Source organism: Streptomyces sp. NPDC001678 (assembly GCF_042892945.1).
Taxonomy (GTDB): domain Bacteria; phylum Actinomycetota; class Actinomycetes; order Streptomycetales; family Streptomycetaceae; genus Streptomyces.
The window spans coordinates 198,793-219,509 of record NZ_JBIAUP010000006.1; the positions used below are offsets into that span (position 1 = coordinate 198,793).

Genomic DNA, 20,717 nt, shown 5'->3' on the forward strand with positions numbered 1-20,717 from the left:
GCGTGGGACCGGCCGGAACACGCTGTCGGTCGGCGCGGGAGCGCCCACCAATGCGGCGACGGCCGGGCGTGCAGGGGCGTACGGGGGCGCGGTCGTCAGTGGAAGCGCAGCCGCAGGCGCTCACGCGGTCATCGCGCCGGCGCCCGCGCCGCTCGCCGAGATGGGCCGGTGCCTCGCGCGCCCCATGAGCTCCTCGCGCTCGTCCTCGGTCAGGCCGCCCCAGACGCCATAAGGCTCCCGCACCGCCAGCGCGTGCGCCGCGCACTCGGCGCGTACAGGGCAGCGCATGCACACCTCCTTCGCGGAGGTCTCACGGGCGCTGCGCGCCGCGCCGCGCTCGCCCTCGGGGTGGAAGAACAACGAGCTGTCGACCCCTCGGCACGCCGCCAGGAGCTGCCAGTCCCACAGGTCGGCGTTGGGACCGGGAAGGCGGGAGAAATCTGCCATTGCTTATCCCCTCGAAACGATCTGTCCGATGCAGTGCCCGTGTCCGTACATCCGTCGTGACTGTCGTGTGAGCAGATGAAAATATGACTCATTGCGAATCTAGCCACAGTTACCAGCAAATGGGAAGAAATACGGGTCCGACTGGGCAAATGGTGCATAGCTTGGCTGGTGAGCCGGGCGCCCCCCGTGCGCCCTGCTCCGTGTCCGCGCCCTCACGTAGAGTGCCGAACACGGCCGACCAAGCCCGTAACTCTTTCGGGTGACCGTCGTTGAGAGTGCGGAGGCGGTTGACGCGTGAAGCAGTCGGGCGGGTGGCAGGGCCCGGGTGCCGTCGACCGCACAAGGTGACGACCAGTACCAGCCTCTGGAGGCTCAAGGTGACGCGCATCAGCTGCGGAGGGCGGCCATGACATCCGTCCTCGTCTGCGACGACTCCCCGCTTGCCCGAGAAGCGCTCCGTCGCGCGGTGGCGACCGTGCCCGGCGTCGAGCGCGTGACGACGGCGGCCAACGGCGAGGAAGTCCTCCGCCGCTGGGGCGCCGATCGTTCGGACCTCATTCTGATGGACGTACGCATGCCCGGACTCGGTGGTGTGGAGACCGTGCGCCGGCTGCTCTCCGCCGACCCCGGCGCCCGCATCATCATGCTCACGGTCGCCGAGGACCTCGACGGGGTCGCGCTCGCGGTCGCCGCCGGGGCGCGCGGCTATCTCCACAAGGACGCCTCGCGCGCCGAGCTGCGCGCCACCGTGACCCAGGCGCTCGCCGACCCGACCTGGCGGCTCGCCCCCCGGCGGCTGCGCTCGGCGGAGATGGGCGCCGCGCCCACGCTCACCGCGCGGGAGATCCAGGTGCTGGAGGGGATGAGCCACGGCCGCTCCAACGCGGAGATCGGCCGGGAGCTCTTCCTCTCCGAGGACACGGTGAAGACCCACGCGCGGCGGCTGTTCAAGAAGCTCGGCGCCTCGGACCGGGCGCACGCGGTGGCCCTCGGCTTCCGCTGGGGCCTGGTCCGCTGAGGCGGTGTGGCGCGCAGCGTCTCGAGGTCGCGGTGCGCGCCACCCGGGCGGGTGGTGCCCACCGCGACCCCCGTGGTGCGCACCGCGACCTCGTCGCGTCGCCGGCCCGACGCCGAAAGCTCGAGGGATGCCGCATCCTTGAGGTGTGACTCCTCCCCGGCGGAGGCCGAGGTTTCTCGCTCGGCCAGAAGAGACCTCATGACGGACAAGCCCTGCCACGTGCCCTCTGGCACGGGTGCAAGCTATCGGTGGAGTCGTGAGTGCTGGGGCGGGCATACCCGAAAGGGGGAGGCGCTAGACGTGAGTGCGAGGACACCGACGCGTAACGGTTCGATGCACAACCACGAGGGCGGTGCCACGGAGAATCCGGCGCCGGGGCACCATGGACCGATGCGCGACGACGACACCACCGCCATTGGCGCGCTCGTCGCCCGCGCGGTGGAGGGCGACCGGCAGGCCACCCACGATCTGCTCGCCCTGGTGCACCCCCTCGCCCTGCGCTACTGCCGTACGCGCCTGTCGCGGCTGCCGGGCGACGCCCGCCATTTCGTGGACGACCTCGCCCAGGAGGTCTGTCTCGCCGTTCTGTGCGCCCTGCCGCGCTACCGCGACACGGGGCGCCCCTTCGAGGCCTTCGTCGTGGCCATCGCCGCGCACAAGGTCGCCGATCTCCAGCGCGCCGCCATGCGCCACCCGGGCAGCACGGCCGTGCCCTCCGACGAGATGCCGGAACAGCCCGACGACTCGCTCGGGCCCGAGGAGCGGGCGCTGCTCAGCAGCGATGCCGAGTGGGCGAAGAAGCTGCTCGCCAACCTTCCGGAGAACCAGCGCGAGCTCGTGCTGCTGCGCGTCGCCGTCGGGCTGACGGCCGAGGAGACCGGACAGATGCTGGGAATGTCACCCGGCGCCGTCCGGGTCGCCCAGCACCGCGCGCTCAGCAGGCTCAGGGCGCTCGCGGAACAGTGAGCGCGGGGTGTGCGCGTCCCGGCCCACCGGGACGCGCACACCGCACGGACGCGCCGACCGGCGGTCCTTTTATAGGAACATCCAAGTGACGTGAGCCTCAGAGCTCGTGGAATGGGACACCCGCCACGGCCGTTAGCATGGTAGTCCTCGCTGGGGCAAGACCATTTGGGAAGGTGTCATGACTGACAACGTCGACGGAATGCCCGGGAAATTCGCGATGCTCGGTCTGACATATGACGACGTCCTGCTGCTGCCGGGCGCCTCCGAGGTCCTGCCGAACGGCGTGAGCACCGCCTCCCGGGTCTCGCGCAACGTACGGGTGAACATCCCGCTGCTGTCCGCCGCCATGGACAAGGTGACCGAGGCGCGCATGGCCATCGCCATGGCCCGCCAGGGCGGCGCGGGCGTGCTCCACCGCAATCTCTCGATCGAGGACCAGGCCAACCAGGTCGACCTCGTCAAGCGCTCGGAGTCCGGCATGGTCTCCGACCCGATCACCGTCCGCCCGGACGCCACGCTGGCCGAGGCCGACGCGCTGTGCGCCCGGTTCCGCATCAGCGGTGTGCCGGTCACCGACCCGGCGGGCAAGCTGCTGGGCATCGTCACCAACCGTGACATGGCCTTCGAGATGGACCGCGGCCGCGCGGTGCGCGAGGTCATGACCCCGATGCCGCTGGTCACCGGCAAGGTCGGCATCTCCGGCGAGGACGCCATCGAGCTGCTGCGCCGCCACAAGATCGAGAAGCTGCCGCTGGTGGACGACGCCGGTGTGCTCAAGGGCCTCATCACGGTCAAGGACTTCGTCAAGGCCGAGAAGTACCCGAACGCCGCCAAGGACGCCGAGGGCCGACTGGTCGTCGGCGCCGCGGTGGGCGTCGGCGCCGAGGCCTTCGAGCGCGCCCAGGCGCTCGTCGAGGCCGGCGCGGACTTCCTGGTCGTCGACAGCGCCCACGGTCACAGCCGGGGCATCCTCGACATGATCGCCAAGATCAAGTCCAACATCAACGTCGATGTCGTCGGCGGCAACGTCGCCACCCGTGACGGCGCCCAGGCCCTGATCGACGCGGGCGTGGACGGCGTCAAGGTCGGTGTCGGCCCGGGCTCGATCTGCACCACCCGCGTCGTCGCCGGCATCGGCGTCCCGCAGGTCACCGCGATCTACGAGGCCGCCCAGGCGTGCCACGCGGCGGACGTCCCGCTGATCGGCGACGGCGGCCTCCAGTACTCGGGCGACATCGCCAAGGCCATCGCCGCCGGCGCCGACACGGTGATGCTCGGCTCGCTGCTCGCGGGCTGCGAGGAGTCGCCGGGCGAGATGGTCTTCATCAACGGCAAGCAGTTCAAGTCCTACCGCGGCATGGGCTCGCTGGGCGCCATGCAGTCCCGCGGCCAGGCGCGGTCCTTCTCCAAGGACCGCTACTTCCAGGACAACGTCCTCTCCGAGGACAAGCTGGTGCCCGAGGGCATCGAGGGCCAGGTGCCCTACCGCGGCCCGCTGTCCTCGGTCGCCCACCAGCTCGTCGGCGGCCTGCGGGCCTCGATGGGCTACGTCGGCTCGGCCGACATCCAGGAGCTCAAGGACAAGGGCCGCTTCGTGCGGATCACGTCCGCGGGCCTCAAGGAGAGCCACCCGCACGACATCCAGATGACGGTGGAAGCGCCGAACTACTCGCGTCGCTGACGCCGGACCCCCGGCCGGGGGTCCGGGGGTCGCCCCCCGGACAGTGCCGTCAGATGACGGTGGAAGCGCCGAACTACTCCCGCCGGTAGTAGTCGGAGCTTCGTACAGCGGAGCTTCATACATCGCTTCGGGAGCCCGCGGTCGTCAGGCCGCGGGCTCCGCCGCGTCGGGGATACTGGTATGCGGCAGACGGAGCGCCAAGGAAAGTGAAAGGCCACACACGTGACTGAGATCGAGATCGGGCGCGGCAAGCGCGGCCGCCGGGCGTACGCGTTCGACGACATCGCCGTCGTCCCGAGTCGCCGTACCCGCGACCCGAAGGAGGTCTCGATCGCCTGGCAGATCGACGCCTACCGCTTCGAGCTGCCGTTCCTGGCCGCCCCCATGGACTCGGTCGTCTCGCCCGAGACCGCCATCCGCATCGGCGAGCTGGGCGGCCTGGGCGTGCTCAACCTCGAGGGCCTGTGGACCCGCTACGAGGACCCCGAGTCGCTGCTGGCCGAGATCGCCGAGCTGGACGAGACCGCCGCGACCAAGCGCCTCCAGGAGATCTACGCCGCTCCGATCAAGGAGGAGCTGATCGGGCAGCGCATCAAGGAGGTCCGCGACTCCGGTGTCGTGACCGCCGCCGCGCTCTCCCCGCAGCGCACCGCGCAGTTCTCCAAGGCCGTCGTCGACGCCGGCGTGGACATCTTCGTGATCCGCGGTACGACCGTCTCCGCCGAGCACGTCTCCGGCGCCGCCGAGCCGCTGAACCTCAAGCAGTTCATCTACGAGCTCGACGTCCCGGTGATCGTGGGCGGCTGCGCCACCTACACCGCCGCCCTCCACCTGATGCGCACGGGCGCGGCCGGTGTCCTCGTCGGCTTCGGCGGCGGCGCCGCGCACACCACCCGTAACGTCCTGGGCATCCAGGTCCCGATGGCGACCGCCGTGGCCGACGTGGCCGCCGCCCGCCGGGACTACATGGACGAGTCCGGCGGCCGCTACGTCCACGTCATCGCCGACGGCGGCGTGGGCTGGTCCGGCGATCTGCCGAAGGCCATCGCCTGCGGTGCCGACGCCGTGATGATGGGCTCCCCGCTGGCGCGCGCCACCGACGCCCCCGGCCGTGGCTTCCACTGGGGCATGGAGGCCGTCCACGAGGACGTGCCGCGCGGCAAGCGGATGAACCTGGGCACCGTGGGCTCCACCGAGGAGATCCTCCTCGGCCCCTCGCACACCCCGGACGGCTCGATGAACTTCTTCGGCGCGCTGCGCCGGGCGATGGCCACCACGGGCTACAGCGAGCTCAAGGAGTTCCAGCGCGTCGAGGTGACGGTCGCGCCGTCGCAGCACGACAAGCGCTGACGCTTCGTCTTTTCCGAAGGCCCGGTCTGTTTCGGCAGGCCGGGCCTTTCGCATGGCCTGCCGCCGCCGTTAGTGCCGTATAAGCATTCGATCTTAGGGAATACTGGCGACTTATGGCGCAAAGCAAGTCGTTCAGCGGCAGGGACATGGGTATCGACCTCGGCACCGCGAACACGCTGGTGTATGTGCGAGGGAAGGGAGTGGTGCTCAACGAGCCCTCGGTCGTCGCGGTCAACGCCGAGGACGGCAGTGTGCTGTCGGTCGGCTCCGAGGCCAAGGAGACCATCGGTCGTACCCCCTCGAACATCGTCGCCATCCGGCCGATGCGGGACGGCGTCATCGCGGACTTCGAGATAGCCGAGCGGATGATGCGGCACTTCATCAAGAAGGTCATGGGCAACCGCCGCTTCTCCCGCCCGCGCGTCGTGGTCTGTGTGCCCTCGGGCATCACGGGCGTCGAGCGGCGGGCGGTCATCGAGGCCGCGTCGCAGGCCGGTGCCCGGCAGGTGCACCTGGTCGAGGAGCCCATGGCGGCCGCGATCGGCGCGGGGCTGCCGGTCAGCGAGCCGACCGGCTGCATGGTCGTCGACATCGGCGGCGGCACCACCGAGGTCGCGGTGATCTCGCTGGGCGGGATCGTCACCGCGCGCTCGGTGCGCACGGCGGGCGACGCCATGGATACGGCGATCATCTCCTACGTCAAGAAGGAGTACGCCCTCGCCATCGGTGAGCGCACCGCCGAGGAGATCAAGCTGACCATCGGCTCGGCCTCGCCGACCGGCTACGCGGACGCGGGCGGCGGCGACCCGGAGGAGACCCAGGGCCTGCGCCCCGGCGACCGGCTGACGGTGCGCGGCCGGGACCAGGTCAGCGGTCTGCCCAAGACGCTGGAGCTGACGGCCGACGAGATCCGCCACGCGCTCACCGAGCCGGTGGACGCCATCGTGATGGCGGTGCGCCAGACGCTCGACGAGACCCCGCCGGAGCTCTCCGGCGACATCATGGACCGGGGCATCGTGCTCACCGGCGGTGGCGCGCTGCTGCGCGGCCTGGACGTCCGGCTGAGCCGGGAGCTCGACATCCCCGTGCTCGTCGCGGACGAGCCGCTCGACTGCGTCGCCGTCGGCACCGGCCGCTGCGTGGAGAACTTCGCCTCGATGCGCACGGTGCTGGACGCCCAGCCGCGCCTGCTGTCGGGCCGGCTCTGAGCGGACTCATGGGAGTCCGGTGCGGTACCGCGCCCCGAAGGGGCGCGGGACAGCGTCGATATGCGGCTGTCGCCGCGTGGGCGCGACCGGCCACCGACGGCCCGCAGTCGAAGGACCGCCGCGGGAACGCGTACGTCACAGCCGGTGCGCCGCTCCGGTGGGGCTCGCGCCCCGGGTGTCCAGCAGCAGCTGGGCCTTGACCGCGAGCCCCTGGAGGTCGTACGTGCGGTGGTGCTGGAGAAGCACCGTCAGATCGGCTGCCGCCGCCGCCTCGTAGAGGCAGTCGGCGCGCGGTACGGGCTGGCCCATGACCCGCCACTGGGCGGCGTAGGGGTCGTGATAGCTGAGCAGGGCGCCCATCTCCATCAGCCGGGACGCGATCTCGCGCGCCGGTGAGCCCTCCTGGTCGGCGACGTCGGCCTTGTAGCTGACGCCCAGCAGCAGCACCCGGGCGCCGCGCGCGGATTTGCCGTGCTCGTTGAGGAGGGTGGCGCAGCGCTGGATGACGTAGCGCGGCATCCGTCCGTTGACCTCCTGCGCCAGCTCCACCATGCGCAGGGGGTAGCCGAGGCTGCGGCCCTTGTAGGAGAGGTAGTTGGGGTCGATGGGGACGCCGTGGCCGCCGACCCCGGGGCCGGGGCGGAAGGACTGGAAGCCGAAGGGCTTGGTCTCCGCGCAGCGCAGCACGTCCCAGAGGTCGACGCCGATGTCGTGGCAGAAGACGGCCATCTCGTTGGCGAGCGCGATGTTGACGTGCCGGTAGTTGGTCTCCAGGACCTTGACGGCCTCGGCCTCGCGGGGGCCGCGCGCGCGGACGACCTTCTCGCAGATCCGTCCGTAGAAGGCGGCGGCGGCCTCGGTGCAGGCGGGGGTGAGGCCGCCGATGACCTTGGGGGTGTTGGCCAGGCCGTACCGGCGGTTGCCGGGGTCGAGGCGGCTGGGGGAGTAGGCGAGGTGGAAGTCCTGGCCGGCGCGCAGCCCGGAGCCGGACTCCAGGAGGGGGCGCAGCAGGTCCTCGGTGGTGCCGGGGTAGACGGCGGATTCCAGGATCACGGTGGTGTGCGGCCGGAGTCGGGCCGCCAGGGCGCGGGCCGCCGCGACGACGGCGCTCAGGTCGAGTGCCCGGTCCTCGCCCAGCCGGGTGGGGGCGCAGATCACGGCCGTACGGACCCTGCCGAGCTCGGCGTCCTCGGTGGTGGCGCGGAAACCGGCGGAGACCATGCGGCGGATCAGGCCCGCGGTGATGCCGTCGGCGCCCTCCGGGGGCAGCCGTCCGGCGCGGAGCTCGGCGACGGTGCGGGCGTCGGTGTCGTAGCCGACGGTGGGGATGGCGGCGGCGGTGGCGGCCTGGGCGAGGGGGAGCCCGAGGTGACCGAGGCCGATGACGGCGAGATCTGCGGGCATGGCGGGCATGGCGGGATGCGGTCCTTCCCGGAGGCGGCGTCCGGAGGCGATGGCCGGTGGCCGGTGGGTGCCCGGCGAAAACGGTCCGGTACATCAGCTTAGGCGGATATATGACTGTTATCCGGTATATGACTGCTATCCGGCATTTCTCGGTCTTTCCCGGTGGGGCCGCGTCGCGGTGAGTGTCCGGGGCCGGGGTGCGGTGCGTCCGTCCGTGGCCCGGCCGGAGCGCCCGATCTGGGGCAGCATCGAAGGAGGACGCGTCACGACATACGGTCTCGGCTCCGTCCGCGCGGTCACCGGCAGCGTTGGCGGCGGCGACGGCGGGAGCGGCCAGGCGGGAGGCAGTGGTGAGGACAGCGACACTCGGCCCGGCCGAGCGCGGCGAGGCTCTCGCCCGAATGGCGGAGCGGGAACTGGACATCCTCGTGGTCGGCGCGGGCGTCGTCGGCGCGGGCACCGCCCTGGACGCGGCGACCCGCGGCCTGGTGACCGGCCTCGTCGAGGCGCGGGACTGGGCGGCCGGCACGTCCAGCAGGTCCAGCAAGCTCATCCACGGCGGGCTGCGCTATCTGGAGATGCTCGACTTCGCCCTGGTGCGCGAGGCCCTCAAGGAGCGCGGGCTGCTGCTCCAGCGGCTGGCTCCGCACCTGGTCAGGCCGGTGCCCTTCCTCTATCCGCTCCAGCACAGAGGCTGGGAGCGGGTCTACGCCGGAGCGGGCGTGGCGCTCTACGACACCATGTCCCTCTCCTCGGGCCACGGCAGGGGACTGCCCGCCCACCGCCACCTCACCCGCCGGAAGGCGCTGCGGGTCGCGCCCTGCCTGCGCAAGGACGCGCTGGTCGGCGCCCTCCAGTACTACGACGCCCAGATGGACGACGCGCGCTACGTGACCACCCTCGTGCGCACCGCCGCCGCCTACGGCGCCGACGTCGCCAACCGGGCGCGGGTCGTGGGCTTCCTGCGCGAGGGCGAGCGCGTGGTCGGCGCCCGGGTGCGGGACCTGGAGCAGGGCGGCGAGTTCGAGATCCGCGCCCGGCAGGTCGTCAACGCCACCGGGGTGTGGACGGACGACACCCAGCAGCTCATCGCCGAGCGCGGCCAGTTCCACGTGAGGGCGTCCAAGGGCATCCACCTGGTCGTCCCCAAGGACCGGATCCACTCCACCACCGGGCTCATCCTGCGCACCGAGAAGAGCGTGCTCTTCGTCATCCCGTGGGGCCGGCACTGGATCATCGGGACGACGGACACCGACTGGGACCTGGACAAGGCCCACCCGGCCGCCTCCAGCGCCGACATCGACTATCTGCTGGAGCACGTGAACTCGGTGCTCGCCGTGCCGCTCGGCCGCGACGACGTCCAGGGCGTCTACGCCGGGCTGCGCCCCCTGCTCGCCGGCGAGTCGGACGCGACCAGCAAGCTCTCGCGCGAGCACACGGTGGCCCACCCGGTGCCGGGGCTGGTCGTCGTGGCGGGCGGCAAGTACACCACGTACCGGGTGATGGCGAAGGACGCCGTCGACGAGGCGGTGCACGGGCTCGCCCAGCGGGTGGCCGACTGCGTCACCGAGGACGTGCCGCTCGTCGGCGCCGAGGGGTACAAGGCCCTGTGGAACGGGCGCGCCCAGCTCGCCCGGCGCACGGGGCTCCACGTCGCCCGGGTCGAACACCTGCTCGGTCGCTATGGCTCGCTGGTGGACGAGGTGCTGTCCTACGTCATCGCCGACCCGACGATGGGCGAACCGCTGACCGGCGCCGAGGACTATCTGCGGGCGGAGGTCGTCTACGCCGCCTCCCACGAGGGGGCGCGCCACCTCGACGACGTCCTCACCCGGCGGACGCGGATCTCGATCGAGACCTTCGACCGCGGCACGCGCTGCGCCCGCGAGGCCGCCGAGCTGATCGCGCCCGTACTGGGCTGGGACGCGGCCCAGGTCGCCAAGGAGGTCGAGCACTACGAGAAGCGCGTGGAGGCCGAGCGCGAGTCGCAGCGGCAGCCCGACGACCTGACGGCGGACGCGGCCCGGCTGGGCGCGCCGGACATCCAGCCGGTCTGACGGCCCGTCCGGGGTTGTCGCGCTCATGATGTCCGTCGATGTCCTCCGATATGCGCCACCGCCGGTCACCGGTACGGGATGCGCTCATGAGCGGTGTGTGACAGCCCGGCAGCTTCGGGAACCGCCCGTCGCCGAACCGAGTCCTGTGGGAGTGACAGGTCCTGTTCAGGGGAGCGGGCGACGACGCCACCGCATCCCGTTGTCCTCGACACCGTCCCGGCGCGGTACGGAAGGCTCCGTCCGCCGTGCGACGGGGGTTGACGGTGCGCGTCGGCACACGCTCCTCACCAGGGCTCTCGGACCCTGGCCTTCCGCTGGTCCGCGGATGAGAGACAATGGTCCCTCTGCCAGGGTCGGTTGGTCGCAGAGCTGATTGCCAGAGGGGACGCATGTCGGAGGCGGAGCAGACGCAGGGCACGGCAGGGCGCCTCCTTGCCGGGCGATACCGCCTCGGGGACGTCCTCGGGCGCGGTGGCATGGGCACGGTCTGGCGGGCGACGGACGAGACCCTGGGCCGCGTGGTCGCGGTCAAGGAGCTGCGCTTTCCGGCCAACATCGACGAGGACGAGAAGCGCCGCCTGATCACGCGCACGCTGCGCGAGGCCAAGGCCATCGCCCGGATCCGCAGCGCCGGCGCGGTCACCGTCTACGACGTCGTGCACGAGGACGACCGTCCGTGGATCGTCATGGAGCTCATCGAGGGCCGCTCGCTCGCCGACGTCATCCGCGAGGACGGCCCGCTGAAGTGGCGCCGGGCCGCCGAGGTCGGGCTCGCCATCCTCGACGTGCTGCGCGCCGCGCACCGCGAGGGCATCCTCCACCGCGACGTGAAGCCCTCCAACGTCCTCATCGCGGACGACGGCCGGGTCGTCCTCACCGACTTCGGCATCGCGCAGGTCGAGGGCGACCCCTCGGTCACCTCGACGGGCATGCTCGTCGGCGCCCCCTCGTACATATCCCCCGAGCGCGCCCGCGGCCAGAAGCCCGGCCCGCCCGCCGACCTGTGGTCGCTGGGCGGTCTGCTGTACGCGGCCGTCGAGGGCGCCCCGCCGTACGACAAGGGGTCGGCCATCGCCACCCTCACGGCCGTCATGACCGAGCCCCTCGGCCCGCCGCGCAACGCAGGCCCGCTGGCGGAGGTCATGTACGGGCTGCTGGCCAAGGACCCGCAGAAGCGTCTGGACGAGGCGGGGGCGCGGGCGTTGCTGACGGCCGCCGTCAACGCCCCGGACGAGCGGCTGCCCAAGCCGCCCGAGCCCCAGCCCGACCTCGAGGCCACCCAGGCCATCGCCGTGCCGTCCATACCGGAGAAGCCGGTCCGCGCGGCGGGCCCGGCCCGGCCGAAGAAGGACCGCGGCGGGTACGGCTACGACGGCGCGCGGTCGTCCGCGCCGGCGTCCCCGGGCTCTTCGGGCGCCTCGACTTCCGCGTCTTCCTCGCCTTCTTCGTCGGGCTCGTCGGGTTCGGCCTCCGGCGTGTCGGGTTCGCGTTCCTCGTCGGTGCCGTCGTCGGCCTCGTCCTCCCGGGGTGGAGGCGTGTCCGGCTCCGGTGCCGCGCGGTCCGGCTCGCCGTCCGCCGGCGCGGCGGGCCAGCGGGCGCGGGGCGCCTTCCGGCCGCTGCGGGACGCGGACACGGGCACGTCGGTCACCGCGGAGCCCGAGGGCGCCGGGCAGCCGGTCAGGCTTCGGGTCGGCAGTGTCGCGGCCGGTGCCAGGGGCGCCCGCGACGTGCGCGGCACGACCTACGGCCGGGCCTCGCTCATGGACGTCGTACCGCGCCGTGTGCTGCTCGTCGCGGCGGTCGTGCTCGTCCTCGCCGTCATCGGCACGGTGATCGCCATCGCCGTGAACGGTGGCAACGACGACAACGGCAAGGGCGGTTCGTCCACGAAGCACAAGAAGGCCGCGATCGTCTCGACCGCACCGGTGTACGCCGGCCGGGACGTCCTGGACGGTCCGGACGGCTTCTCGCGCGCGAACTGACGCGCGTCGGCTCGCGCGACGCCATGGGGCCTCCACGTGGCCTCCATGTGGCCTTCCGGGACGGGAGGGACACCTGCGCATACCGGGCCGGACTGGTGGGGACGTACTGAACCGTACGCGCCCTAAGGGGCGGGTTCGGCACGTATCGTGAGTCGTCGTGGACCGTACGCAGTCGCGATACGCCGCAAGGCACCGCTGAACGACTGGCTTTGACGGCCGGTCGGCGCGCCGGGGCGGACCGCGCGGCGGCGGATCGCACGAGGCGCGGATCGTACGAGTGGGGAGGCGTCGTGGACGACTACGCGGGCCGGGTGCTCGCCGACCGTTACCGTCTGCCGTTGCCCCCGTCCGAGGCGTTCGAGCTCGTGGAGACACGAGCGTTCGACACCTACAGCGGCCAGGAGGTCCTGGTCCGGCAGATCCCGCTGCCGGAGGTCGTCGACGCCGAGGTCCTGGGGGGCGACGGCCCCCACGGCCCCGGCGCCGCCCGGGGACCGGCCGGCGCGGGGACCGGGTGCGCGGGTGCGCGACGTACGGCCCCGGCGCCCGGCGACCCGGCGGTGCGCCGCGCGCTGGCGGCCGCCACCGCCGCCGCGCAGATCCCGGACCACCCCCGGCTCGACCAGGTCTTCCACGTCTTCGCCGAGGCGGGCAGCCTCTGGATCGTCAGCGAGTTCGTCTCCGCCCGCCCGCTGGCCGCCCTGCTCGCCGAGCGCACGCTCTCCCCGCACCGCGCGGCCGAGGTCGCCGCCGACGTCCTCACCGCCCTGCGCGCCCTCCACGCCCAGGGCTGGACCCACCGCAACATCACCTCGCGGACCGTCCTCATCTGCGACGACGGCCGCGCCATCCTCACCGGCCTGGCCGCCGGCGCGGCCGAGGAGGCGCTGTGCGGCTACGACCCGGTCCCGGAGACGGCGGGCCGGGGGGACCGCTCGCGCCCCTCGCCGTACGGACAGCCGGGGAGCGGAGCGGGCGGCGGCACTGCCGCGCGCACCGGAGGTGTGCCCCGGCAGGGCGGCGGCGCGGCGGCGGGCGGTACGACGGCCCAGGGTGCGGGGGCCGACGAACGGGACGAGGCCCGGAACGCCCGCGCGGCCCGATCTGGGGCGATCGCCGCCTACCACGCGGCGGCCCGCGCCGCCGCGCGCGCGGCGGTCGAGGGCACCGCCCGCCCGGCCGCCGGCGCCTCCACCTGGGGCGGCGGCAGCGCGTCCAGCGGCACCGCTCCCGCCCCCGGGACCGCCCGCCCCTGGAACGCGAACGGCCTGGTACGCGGCGGGCCGGGCCCGGGAGGCGCGCCCGGCGCCGCGGGATCGGGGCGGGGCGCGCCCGGTGGACCGGCCCAGGGCGGGCCCGGCGGTCCGGGGCGGGCCGGGCAACCGGCCGCACCAGGGCAACCGGCCGCACCAGGGCAGGGCAAGCAGTCCGCCGTGCCGGGCCAGGGCAACGCCGCTGTACCGGCCCGGAACGAGGCCGCCGTACCCGGCCAAGGCGGGCCCGCAGGCGCGCCGTCGTCGCCCCCGGGGGGCCGGTCCTCGAACGGCTGGGGCCACCCCAAGGGACCGGCCGACGCGCTCGCCGCCGAGCGCGCCCGGCAGGCGCGGATGGTCGTGGTGGGCGCCGTCACCGAGCGCTGGGCGCCCGAACAGGCCTGGCCCGTGCAGGAGAACTGGCAGCTCGCGCCCCCCGTCGGCCCCGCCGCCGACCTGTGGGCCCTGGGCGCCCTGCTCTTCCGCGTCGTCCAGGGCCACGCGCCCTACCCCGAGGAGAGCACGGCCGAGCTCGTCCAGGTCGTCTGCGCGGAACCGCCCGCGTACGCCGAGGAATGCGGCGCGCTGCGCCCGGTCGTCGAGTCGCTGATGCGCAAGGACCCCGCCGAGCGGCCCGAGTTCGAGGAGCTCCGCGGCTGGCTCCGTTCGCTGATCCGTTCGGCGCCGGAGCCCGAGCTCGGCAGCCGGACCGTCACCGTGCCGTCGATCGGGGCCCCCGCCCCCGGCGATCCGCGCCGGCTTCCGGTCGTCCGCCGACGTGGCGAGCTGGTCCGCAGACGGCGCGGCCGCGCTTCCGCCCAGGGCGCGGCGGCCGGGCAGACCCCTGCGAGCGTCCACGGGCGGCACAAGCGGACGGCCGGGGAACGGCACGCGGAGCCCCGTCCCCAGGAGCGGAGCGGTTTCCACACCACGGGCCATCTGCGGGAGGAGCGCGTTCCCGCTTCTCCCACGACGGCCGCCTCCCCGCAGCGGCTGGGAAGGCTGCTGCTGGGCCTGATCCTGCTCGTCCTCATCGGGGCCGTGCTGTACGCGGTGCTGTTCATGCCGCGCGCGGAGGAGGGCACGGGGCGCGCCCCGGTGGACCGTACGGGTGCGGCCGGTGCCCTGAGCGCGGCCCCGGGCGGATCCGCCCCCTCCGGGACGACGGGCCGGGCCTCCACCGACGGCGCCCGCGACGGCCGGGCCGAGGACGGCACGGGGCCCGGTGCGGGTGCCGACGCCGCCAAGGGGTTCGCCCTGCGCAAGGACCCCAAGGGCTTCGCCGTGGCCGTCGCCGAGGACTGGCGGCGGCGCGGCGAGAACGAGCGCGGCCAGGTCGTCTACGCCGGCGGGGACTACGAGCTGATCGTGGTGCCGGGCCGGGACACGGTGGCCGAGTTCGGCGGCGACCCCATGGCCTACCAGCAGGACAAGGAGCCCGAGCTGGCCCCGTACCGCGCTTCGTCCTGGTCGGGTTCCTCCGGTCTGCGGCGCGTCGACGTCGGCGGTACGGCGACGGCGGAGGGCACGTTCCACTGGAACGACGGCGGCGGCCGCCAGGTCTACGTACGCAACGCCGCGATGATCCTGGGCGACCGCTACCACCTGCTCCAGGTGCGCGGCCCGATGGACGAACAGCGGTCGGTGGACACCTTCTTCGATCAGGCCATGGCCACCTACCGGACGGGCGGCTGACCGCGACCGCGTGACGGGAACGGGCGTGCAGTTGGTGTCGCTCAGTCGGCGAAACGCTCGCGCAGGGTCTGTTTGACGACCTTGCGCAGGGTGTCGTCGCGGGGCAGCACGTCGACGAGCTCCAGCTGTTCCGGCAGTTTGTGCACGGCCAGCCCGGCGGCGCGCAGATGGGCCGTGACGGCTTCGAGGGTCAGCGGCCGGGCTCCCGCCGGCTGCTGGACCACGGCGCAGACGCGTTCCCCGCGCAGTGCGTCGGGCAGGCCGATGACGGCTGCGTCCTCGACGCCGGGGTGGTCGTGGAGGAACCGCTCGACCTCCTGTGCCGAGATGTTCTCGCCCTTGCGGATGATGATGTCCTTCACCCGGCCGGTGAGCACGAGATGGCCGTCCTCGGTGAGCCGGCCGAGGTCGCCGGTGCGCAGGAAGCCGTCCTCGTCGAACGCCTCGGCCGTCTGGACCGGATCGAGATAGCCCTGGCAGACCGCCTCGCCGCGCAGCCGTATCTCCCCGTCCGTACCGGTGGGTACGGGGCTGCCGTCCCGGCCGACGACCCGGACCTCCATGCCGGCGGGCGGCCGTCCCTCCGTGGTGGCCAGCTTCTCCTCGGGGTCGTCCGGGCACCCCATGGTGATCATCGGCGCCTCGGTCATCCCGTACCCGTGGGCGAGCCGGCAGCCCAGTTCACGGACCACGTCGTGGTGGAGCGCGGGCGGCCGGGGCGCCCCGCCGCCGGCCATGAGCCGGAGCGTGGGGAGCAGTCTGCGGGCGGGGTTCTTGCGCTGCTCGGCGAGGAACATCGCGTAGAACGCGGTCGAGCCGCCCGCCACGGTGACACCGTGGCGCCGGTAGGCGGGGAGCGAACCGGGCAGGGAGAAGTGCTCCACGAGCAGTGCCGGGAAGCCGCGCAGGAGCATCGCGACGGTGTAGTCGGGCCCGGCCACGTGCGCGTAGGGGAAGGCCATGGAGCCCACGTCGTCGGGGGTGAGGCGGAGCGCGTCGGCGAGGCAGCCGCCGGCGGCGATGAGGGCGCGGTCCGTGTGCAGGACGCCCTTGGGTCCCGCCGTGGTGCCGGACGTCCAGAAGATCCAGCGGACGGCCGTGCCGTCGGCCGGAGGGGGCGGGAGGATCGCCGGGTCGGCCTCGGGAAGGGCGCCGTGGGCCAGGAACACCAGGGGTGGCGTGGGCAGCGTCAGGGCGAGGCGGTGGGCCATCGGTGTGTGGTCGAAGCCCCGCCACAGCCCGGGGACGGCGAAGTACTCGGCTCCGGTGGACCTGAGCGCGTGCCCGGCCTCGTGGTCGCGGCAGGCGGGGACGAGGGGGCTCTGGACGGCGCCCAGCCGGGCCAGCGCGAAGGTCAGGACGACGGTCTCGACGCGGGTGGGCAGCTGCCAGGTGACCCGGCTCCCCGGCCCCACGCCGAAGGTGTGGAGCCAGGCGGCCACGCGCTCGGCGCGGGAGCGCAGCCCGCCGAAGGTCACCCGCCGGTCGCCGCCGGGTGCTCCGTCCCGGGCCTCCCGGGCGGGCTCGTCCGCCTGGACGAGCGCGAGGGCGTCCGGGGTGAGCTCCGCGCGGCGCTCCAGGAGCTCCCAGAGTGTGCGGGAGTCCGCCAGTTCCCGGGCGTCGGTACCGTTCCGCATGAGAGCACCCTCCGAGCTGACGGTACGTCATATCTGCGCCGGAGCGTAGGCCGTCGCTCCTTGTCGGTCCAGAGGGCGAGGGCTAGCCTCCTGATAACTGACGGAGTGTCAGATATGGCTCGGATACGGTGAAGGGGCACCCATGGAGCTGCCGCGCATCGTCAGCGTCGACGACCACGTGATCGAACCGGCCCATCTCTTCGAGACCTGGCTGCCGGCGAAGTACCGCGACCGCGGTCCGCGCCCCCTGACCGCGGGGATCGGGGAGCTGGAGTACGTCGGGGGTGCCTACCGCGTCGCCATGGACCCGGACGGGTCCCCGGCCGACTGGTGGGTCTACGAGGACCTCCGCTTCCCGTACAAGCGCGTCATCGCGGCTGTCGGATTCTCGCGGGACGAGATGACCCTGGAGGGCATCACACGGGAGCAGATGCGCCGGGGCTGCTGGGACCCGAAGGCGCGACTGGCGGACATGGATCTGGGCCACGTCGAGGCGTCCCTGTGCTTCCCGACCTTCCCGCGCTTCTGCGGGCAGACGTTCGCGGAGGCCCGGGACAAAGAGGTCGCGCTGGCCTGTGTGCGGGCCTACAACGACTGGATGGTCGAGGAGTGGTGCGGCGACAGCGGCGGCCGGCTGATCCCGCTGTGCCTGATCCCGCTGTGGGACGTGGAACTGGCCGTGGCCGAGATCCGGCGCAACGCGGCGCGCGGCGTACGGGCCGTGACCTTCAGCGAGCTCCCGACGTACCTCGGGCTGCCGTCGATCCATTCCGGCTACTGGGACCCCTTCTTCGCCGCCTGCGAGGAGACGGGGACGGTGGTGTGCATGCACATCGGCTCGTCGTCCCAGATGCCCGCCGCCTCCCCGGACGCGCCGCCGGCCGTCCAGGCCACGCTGTCCTTCAACAACGCCATGGCCTCGATGTCGGACTTCCTCTTCAGCGGCGTCCTCGTCCGCTTCCCCCGCCTCAAACTCGCCTACAGCGAGGGGCAGATGGGCTGGGTCCCCTACGCCCTGGAACGCGCCGACGACGTCTGGCGCGAACACCGCGCCTGGGGCGGCGTGCGCGACCTGATCCCCGAGCCTCCGTCGACGTACTACTACCGGCAGGTCTACTGCTGCTTCTTCCGCGACAAGCACGGCATCGACTCGCTCGACGCGGTCGGCCGCGACAACGCCACCTTCGAGACGGACTACCCCCACGTGGACTCGACGTGGCCGCACACCAAGGACGTGGCGCTCGACCATGTGGAGGGCCTCGACGAGGAGACCGTCCACAAGCTGATGCGCGGCAACGCCATCCGCATGCTCGGCCTGGACCTCGACAAGCCGGGGAGCTTCGACAGGCCTGGGAACTTCGACAAGCCAGGGGACTTCGAGAAGCCGGCGAACCTCGAAAAGCCGGGGAGCTGAGCCGGTGGACCTCGCCCACACCGCGGAAGAGGAGGAGTTCCGCCGGGGGCTCCGCGCCTGGCTGGACGCGACGCTGCCCGAGCTGCCCCCCAAGCCGTCACCGGACGACTGGCCCGCCCGCCGCGCCTACGACTGCGCCTGGCAACGGGTGCTGTACGACGCCGGGTACGCCGGTCTGCACTGGCCCGCCGACGCCGGTGGCGGGGGCGCATTCCCCGGCAAGCACCTGATCTTCCTGGAGGAGACCGAACGGGCGGGCGCTCCCTATGTCGGTGCCAACTTCGTCGGCCTCCTGCACGCCGGCCCCACCATCGCGACCGAGGGGACCGCCGCCCAGCGCGCCCGGTGGCTCCCGCCCATCCTGCGCGGCGAGGAGGTGTGGTGCCAGGGCTTCTCGGAACTGGACGCGGGCTCCGACCTGGCCTCCCTGCGCACCCGCGCGGTCCGTGACGGCGACGCCTATGTCGTCACCGGCAGCAAGATCTGGACCTCGCACGCCGAGGTCGCCGACTGGTGCGAACTGCTCGTCCGCACCGGCCCCCCGGACTCCGGGCGCCGGGGCCTGACCTGGCTCGCCCTGCGCATGGACGCCCCCGGGGTGACGGTCCGCCCGCTGCGGACCCTCGCCGGGTCGGCGGAGTTCGCCGAGGTGTTCCTCGACGGGGCGCGCATGCCGCTCTCCCATCGCGTCGGCGCCGAGAACGACGGCTGGCGCGTCACCATGGTCACGCTCTCCTACGAGCGGGGCACCGCCTTCGCGGGGGAAGTCGTCGCCTGCCGCCGCACCCTCGTACAACTGGCCCACGCGGCAAGGGAGAACGGGCGCTGGGACGATCCCGTCCTACGGCGCCGGCTGGGCCGCCTCAACGCCGAATTCGGCGCGCTGTGGCGGCTCGTCCAGTGGAATACGAGCGAGGCGGAAGCGGCACTCCGCGCGGGCGGCGACGGAGTGCCCGGTGCCGGGGCCTCGGTCTTCAAACTGCGCTATTCCCAGGCGCGGCAGGAGCTCTACGACGCGGCCGCCGACGTCCTGGGCCCGCTCTCACTGGACGCCGATCACGAATGGACCACCGGGCGCCTCACGTCCCTCGCCTACACCATCGCCGCCGGCACCTCCCAGATCCAGCAGAACATCATCGCCGAGCGCGTCCTCGGCCTTCCCAAGGGGCGGTGAGCCAAGGGCATGGACTTCCGGCCGAGTCACGACCAGCGCGCGCTGATCGCGGGCATGCGGACGCTCCTGGCGGCGCGATTCCCCCGGGAGAAACTCCGGGAGTCCGTCGATACCGAAGTGCCGGAAAACGCTCTCGACCGCTCTCTGTGGCGGGAGTTGGGGAAGTGCGGATTCTTCTCCCTGAGGCTCTCGGAAAAGGACGGCGGAGCCGGTCTCGGCCTGGCGGAGGCGGTGTTCCTCTTCGAGGAAGCGGGCCGTCATCTGCTTCCCGGCCCGCTCGTCGCCACTCACATGGCGGCCGGACTGATCCCCGGCGCGGCCGATGGCGAGACCGTGGTGACGGCCCTGGAGGGACCCGGCATGGTCGAACACCTCTCCGTCGCCGACGCCGTGCTCGTCATGGACGGCGACCGCCCCCGGGTGCTGGAGGTGGCGGGCGCTCGTGGCCCGCGGGTGCTACAGGGCCGTCCGGTGCGGTCGGTGGACCCCACGACGCCGCTGCATCATGTGGAGCGGCTGCCCAAGGGCATGGGGGCACTGCCGCTCGTGGGCGCCGAAGGAGGCGCCGTCCGCCTCCGCCGGGAGGCGGCGTTGCTGACCGCCGCTCAGCAAGTCGGCAGCGCCGGCCGCACCCTGGACATGGCCGTCTCCCATGCGAAGTCCCGCAGACAGTTCGGCCGCCCGATCGGCGCGTTCCAAGCCGTGCAGCACCTGTGCGCGCAAATGCTCGCCCGTACGGAACTCGCACGCGTAAGCGTATATGCGGCGTCACTCACGGCTACCGAAAGTGATATCGCCGGAGCCAAACTGCTGGCGGACGAGGCCGCGATCCGCAATGCCCGCGATTGTTTGCAAGTGCATGGCGGCATGGGTTTCACCTGGGAGGCGGATGTTCATCCCCACCTGAAACGGGCCTGGCTGCGGCGTACGCAGTGGCAGTCGGCCGACGAGGCCGAGGAGGCGCTGACCCGGGCCCTGCTCGCCCCGTCCGGAGAATTGCCCGACGGGAATCGCGAACCATTCGAATGACGCCGGGTAATCGGCCCGGCCGAAAAGCCGCCCCTCCCGCTGGAATGATCACGCTGCGTCGATATCGAGTTGTGTTCTTCGCGCAACTCGTCACCGTATGGAGTCGTGCCGGGTTTCGGGTACTCTCCGTGAGATGCGAGTGGTTCAGGGGCGCAATAAATCCGGTCCCGCCGAAGAAGCGGTGCCGGGTGGGGAAACGCCCTTCGTCCTTGTCGGCCCGAAGGCGGGAACGCCCCGGTGTCCGAGCCCCTCAAGCGCGCGTCGCACAGTATGCAGTACGCATGCTCCTTTGCGCCGGAATATGCCCGAAGCGCTTGTCGGGGTGACTGTACGTCAACCATGCTGTCGCCGAAGGGGGTCACGCTCAGTGATCTCATCGGGCAGTGAGGCGTTGTGTCCGCC

14 protein-coding genes are annotated in these 20,717 nt (G+C 72.5%); 11 read left to right on the forward strand and 3 right to left on the reverse strand.

The window, feature by feature from the left end; translation table 11 throughout:
* Positions 1 to 120 precede the first annotated feature (120 nt).
* Complete coding sequence (locus tag ACFYZR_RS15200; RefSeq protein ID WP_126914647.1) at positions 121 to 447, reverse strand: WhiB family transcriptional regulator; 327 nt, start codon at positions 445 to 447, stop codon at positions 121 to 123.
* Positions 448 to 853: 406 nt separating this feature from the next.
* Here ACFYZR_RS15200 and ACFYZR_RS15205 point away from each other — a divergent pair, with 406 nt between their 5' ends.
* The 5 genes from ACFYZR_RS15205 (at position 854) to ACFYZR_RS15225 (ending at position 6,670) form a co-directional block, all read left to right on the forward strand.
* On the forward strand, positions 854 to 1,465 hold the full coding sequence (locus ACFYZR_RS15205) for a response regulator transcription factor (RefSeq protein WP_003948568.1): 612 nt from the start codon (positions 854 to 856) through the stop codon (positions 1,463 to 1,465).
* A gap of 390 nt (positions 1,466 to 1,855) precedes the next feature.
* Entirely contained in the window at positions 1,856 to 2,431 is a 576-nt protein-coding gene (locus ACFYZR_RS15210; protein ID WP_206279852.1) for a sigma-70 family RNA polymerase sigma factor, read from the forward strand.
* 178 nt (positions 2,432 to 2,609) lie between these two features.
* The gene (gene guaB / locus ACFYZR_RS15215; RefSeq protein ID WP_391910176.1) at positions 2,610 to 4,112 is read left to right on the forward strand and encodes an IMP dehydrogenase; all 1,503 of its coding nucleotides are present in this window, start codon (positions 2,610 to 2,612) and stop codon (positions 4,110 to 4,112) included.
* A 222-nt stretch (positions 4,113 to 4,334) separates the two neighbouring features.
* Positions 4,335 to 5,462, forward strand: a complete 1,128-nt coding sequence (locus ACFYZR_RS15220) for a GuaB3 family IMP dehydrogenase-related protein (RefSeq protein ID WP_126914644.1) — start codon at positions 4,335 to 4,337, stop codon at positions 5,460 to 5,462.
* Between the two features lie 113 nt (positions 5,463 to 5,575).
* Positions 5,576 to 6,670: a rod shape-determining protein gene (locus ACFYZR_RS15225; protein ID WP_391910179.1), complete on the forward strand. Its 1,095-nt coding sequence runs from the start codon at positions 5,576 to 5,578 to the stop codon at positions 6,668 to 6,670.
* Positions 6,671 to 6,805: 135 nt separating this feature from the next.
* On the opposite strand, the gene ACFYZR_RS15230 is transcribed toward ACFYZR_RS15225, so the two are convergent.
* Complete coding sequence (locus ACFYZR_RS15230) at positions 6,806 to 8,074, reverse strand: nucleotide sugar dehydrogenase (RefSeq protein WP_391910696.1); 1,269 nt, start codon at positions 8,072 to 8,074, stop codon at positions 6,806 to 6,808.
* Positions 8,075 to 8,424: 350 nt separating this feature from the next.
* On the opposite strand from ACFYZR_RS15230, the gene ACFYZR_RS15235 reads away from it, so the two are divergent.
* From ACFYZR_RS15235 to ACFYZR_RS15245, 3 genes are all read left to right on the forward strand, one after another.
* Entirely contained in the window at positions 8,425 to 10,131 is a 1,707-nt protein-coding gene (locus ACFYZR_RS15235; RefSeq protein WP_391910181.1) for a glycerol-3-phosphate dehydrogenase/oxidase, read from the forward strand.
* 389 nt (positions 10,132 to 10,520) lie between these two features.
* Positions 10,521 to 12,113, forward strand: a complete 1,593-nt coding sequence (locus ACFYZR_RS15240; RefSeq protein ID WP_391910183.1) for a serine/threonine-protein kinase — start codon at positions 10,521 to 10,523, stop codon at positions 12,111 to 12,113.
* 290 nt (positions 12,114 to 12,403) lie between these two features.
* Complete coding sequence (locus ACFYZR_RS15245) at positions 12,404 to 15,061, forward strand: protein kinase (RefSeq protein ID WP_391910185.1); 2,658 nt, start codon at positions 12,404 to 12,406, stop codon at positions 15,059 to 15,061.
* Positions 15,062 to 15,102: 41 nt separating this feature from the next.
* Here ACFYZR_RS15245 and ACFYZR_RS15250 read toward each other — a convergent pair whose 3' ends face one another.
* Complete coding sequence (locus ACFYZR_RS15250; protein WP_391910187.1) at positions 15,103 to 16,698, reverse strand: class I adenylate-forming enzyme family protein; 1,596 nt, start codon at positions 16,696 to 16,698, stop codon at positions 15,103 to 15,105.
* A 142-nt stretch (positions 16,699 to 16,840) separates the two neighbouring features.
* On the opposite strand from ACFYZR_RS15250, the gene ACFYZR_RS15255 reads away from it, so the two are divergent.
* From ACFYZR_RS15255 to ACFYZR_RS15265, 3 genes are read left to right on the forward strand one after another with little or no spacing between them, the layout of a single operon-like run.
* A complete protein-coding gene (locus ACFYZR_RS15255) occupies positions 16,841 to 18,112 on the forward strand; it encodes an amidohydrolase family protein (protein ID WP_391910189.1) in 1,272 nt (423 codons plus the stop codon).
* 4 nt (positions 18,113 to 18,116) lie between these two features.
* Positions 18,117 to 19,286 (forward strand): acyl-CoA dehydrogenase family protein, encoded by a 1,170-nt coding sequence (locus ACFYZR_RS15260; RefSeq protein ID WP_391910191.1) that lies wholly within the window; start codon positions 18,117 to 18,119, stop codon positions 19,284 to 19,286.
* Positions 19,287 to 19,295: 9 nt separating this feature from the next.
* Positions 19,296 to 20,315, forward strand: coding sequence for an acyl-CoA dehydrogenase family protein (locus tag ACFYZR_RS15265; RefSeq protein ID WP_391910193.1), 1,020 nt, complete (start codon positions 19,296 to 19,298; stop codon positions 20,313 to 20,315).
* Positions 20,316 to 20,717: the final 402 nt, after the last annotated feature.

What these genes read in the sequence shown, in the direction of transcription:
- ACFYZR_RS15200 (WP_126914647.1), bottom strand. Translation starts at nt 447, where the DNA reads ATGGCAGATTTCTCCCGCCTTCCCGGTCCCAACGCCGACCTGTGGGAC.
- ACFYZR_RS15205 (WP_003948568.1), top strand. Translation starts at nt 854, where the DNA reads ATGACATCCGTCCTCGTCTGCGACGACTCCCCGCTTGCCCGAGAAGCG.
- ACFYZR_RS15210 (WP_206279852.1), top strand. Translation starts at nt 1,856, where the DNA reads ATGCGCGACGACGACACCACCGCCATTGGCGCGCTCGTCGCCCGCGCG.
- guaB (WP_391910176.1), top strand. Translation starts at nt 2,610, where the DNA reads ATGACTGACAACGTCGACGGAATGCCCGGGAAATTCGCGATGCTCGGT.
- ACFYZR_RS15225 (WP_391910179.1), top strand. Translation starts at nt 5,576, where the DNA reads ATGGCGCAAAGCAAGTCGTTCAGCGGCAGGGACATGGGTATCGACCTC.
- ACFYZR_RS15230 (WP_391910696.1), bottom strand. Translation starts at nt 8,074, where the DNA reads ATGCCCGCAGATCTCGCCGTCATCGGCCTCGGTCACCTCGGGCTCCCC.
- ACFYZR_RS15240 (WP_391910183.1), top strand. Translation starts at nt 10,521, where the DNA reads ATGTCGGAGGCGGAGCAGACGCAGGGCACGGCAGGGCGCCTCCTTGCC.
- ACFYZR_RS15250 (WP_391910187.1), bottom strand. Translation starts at nt 16,698, where the DNA reads ATGCGGAACGGTACCGACGCCCGGGAACTGGCGGACTCCCGCACACTC.
- ACFYZR_RS15255 (WP_391910189.1), top strand. Translation starts at nt 16,841, where the DNA reads ATGGAGCTGCCGCGCATCGTCAGCGTCGACGACCACGTGATCGAACCG.
- ACFYZR_RS15265 (WP_391910193.1), top strand. Translation starts at nt 19,296, where the DNA reads ATGGACTTCCGGCCGAGTCACGACCAGCGCGCGCTGATCGCGGGCATG.